The following is a 1695-nucleotide window of genomic DNA, read 5'->3' as shown; positions in this document are numbered from 1 at the left end:
GATGGCGCGCACCAGCGCCTCGGCATCGGGGGCATGCCGCACGTCGCCCGCCTCGGAGGCAGGGGCAAGGCGCGGCGCCTCGGCGCCCGCCTCGGCCAGGCGTTGCAGCCAGAGATGATCGCGCGGGGCGGGCAGGGCGATGGTGACGGGGCGCGGATGGCCCAGCCCCGCCGCCTCGAAACCGGACACGCCGACAGCCGGAATGCTCAGGCCCAGCGCCAGGCCGCGCGCGGCCGAGACGCCGATCCTGAGCCCGGTGAAATTGCCGGGGCCGCAGCCGACACCGATCGCGGCGAGGTCCTTGAAACCAAGGCCCTCGGAGGCCAGGAGCTCTTCGAGAAAGGGCATCAGCCGCTCGGCCTGCCCCTTGGCCATCGGCTCGACCCGGGCAAGGGTCCGCCCCTCCAGACGCAGAGCGGCCGCGCAATGCGCGGCCGATGTGTCAATCGCCAGAAGCGGTGTCATCAGGCCGCGACCGGCCGGACCTCGACCACTTCGGGGATGTAGTGGCGCAGCAGGTTCTCGATGCCCATCTTCAGCGTCAGGGTCGAGGAAGGGCAGCCCGCGCAGGCGCCCTGCATGTGCAGGTAGACCACGCCGCGATCAAACCCGTGAAAGGTGATGTCGCCGCCGTCCTGCGCCACAGCCGGGCGCACGCGGGTGTCCAGCAGCTCCTTGATCTGCTCGACGATCGCGCCGTCCTCGCCGGTGTGCTCGGCATGGCCGCCCGCGGTCGCGCTGCTGGGCGTGCCGTCGTCGATCGCCGGGGCGCCGGACTGGAAATGCTCCATCACCGCGCCGAGCACGGCAGGCTTGATATGGTCCCACTCGACGGCATCGGTCTTGGTCACGGTGACGAAGTCCGAGCCGAGGAACACGCCCGCCACGCCGCCGGTCGAAAAGATGCGGCGCGCCAGCGGGCTGGCCTGCGCGGCCTCCTCGGAGGGGAAGTCGGCCGTGCCCATCTCGAGCACGGTCTGCCCCGGCAGGAATTTCAGCGTCGCGGGGTTCGGCGTGGATTCGGTCTGGATGAACATCGGGACCACCTTTCGTTTCAGGCTCCCGATATGCGCCCTGATCGGGCCGAAGTCAAGATTTGGAACGGTTCTAAATAAGCGGTCAGGTGATCGCCTCGAGCCGCTCCTTGGAGATGTCGCCCGGCACGATGGTGATCGGCACCGGCAAGCTGCCCGCCTCGCGCGTCAGCTGGCTGACCAATGGGCCCGGCCCCTTGCGGTCTGCGCCCGCGCCGAGCACCAGCACGCCGATCTCCGCGTCCTCGCGGATCTGGGCGAGGATCTCGGGCACGGTTTCGCCCTCGCGGATCACGAGGGTGGGGTGCACGTTCTGCCGGTCGCGCATCCACTTGGCGAAGACCTCGAAATGCACCTCGATCCGCTCGCGCGCCTCGGCGCGCATGATCTCGCCCACCCCGACCCAATGGTTGAACTCGTCGGGCGGGATCACCGACAGGATGGTGACGCCGCCGCCGGTCCGGCCCGCGCGCATCGCGGCGAAACGCATGGCGTTGAGGCATTCGCGGGTGTCGTCGAGGATCACGAGGAACTTGCGCATGAAATCTCCCTATTCGGCCGCAGTCTGGCTCAGGGCGGGGTGCGGCACAACGGGGCGGCGCAGCGGTGGATCGGGGCGCAGCCGCGGCTGCGGCCGGGTCAGCGGCGGCTCGGCGCGCAG

3 protein-coding genes are annotated in these 1695 nt (G+C 70.1%); all 3 read right to left on the bottom strand.

Features of this window, described 5'->3' with window-relative positions; genetic code table 11:
- Positions 1 to 465: tRNA (adenosine(37)-N6)-threonylcarbamoyltransferase complex dimerization subunit type 1 TsaB (gene tsaB, locus NHG85_RS16620; protein ID WP_253334476.1), on the bottom strand; the 465-nt coding region annotated here is incomplete at its 3' end.
- Positions 465 to 1037 carry a NifU family protein gene (locus NHG85_RS16615; protein WP_099274991.1) on the bottom strand — a complete coding sequence of 191 codons (573 nt, stop codon included), beginning with the start codon at positions 1035 to 1037 and terminating at the stop codon, positions 465 to 467. The genes NHG85_RS16615 and tsaB, both read right to left, overlap by 1 nt.
- A gap of 82 nt (positions 1038 to 1119) precedes the next feature.
- Positions 1120 to 1575 (bottom strand): universal stress protein, encoded by a 456-nt coding sequence (locus NHG85_RS16610; RefSeq protein ID WP_253334462.1) that lies wholly within the window; start codon positions 1573 to 1575, stop codon positions 1120 to 1122.
- Positions 1576 to 1695 lie beyond the last annotated feature (120 nt).

Origin of the sequence: Limimaricola litoreus (genome assembly GCF_024159025.1) — a bacterium.
GTDB classification, from domain to species: domain Bacteria; phylum Pseudomonadota; class Alphaproteobacteria; order Rhodobacterales; family Rhodobacteraceae; genus Limimaricola; species Limimaricola litoreus.
Note: the sequence above shows the minus strand (reverse complement) of the source record. Positions and strands in the feature narration are given on the sequence as shown.

Coding starts and splice junctions, on each gene's coding strand:
- NHG85_RS16615 (WP_099274991.1), bottom strand. CDS start 1,037: ATGTTCATCCAGACCGAATCCACGCCGAACCCCGCGACGCTGAAATTC.
- NHG85_RS16610 (WP_253334462.1), bottom strand. CDS start 1,575: ATGCGCAAGTTCCTCGTGATCCTCGACGACACCCGCGAATGCCTCAAC.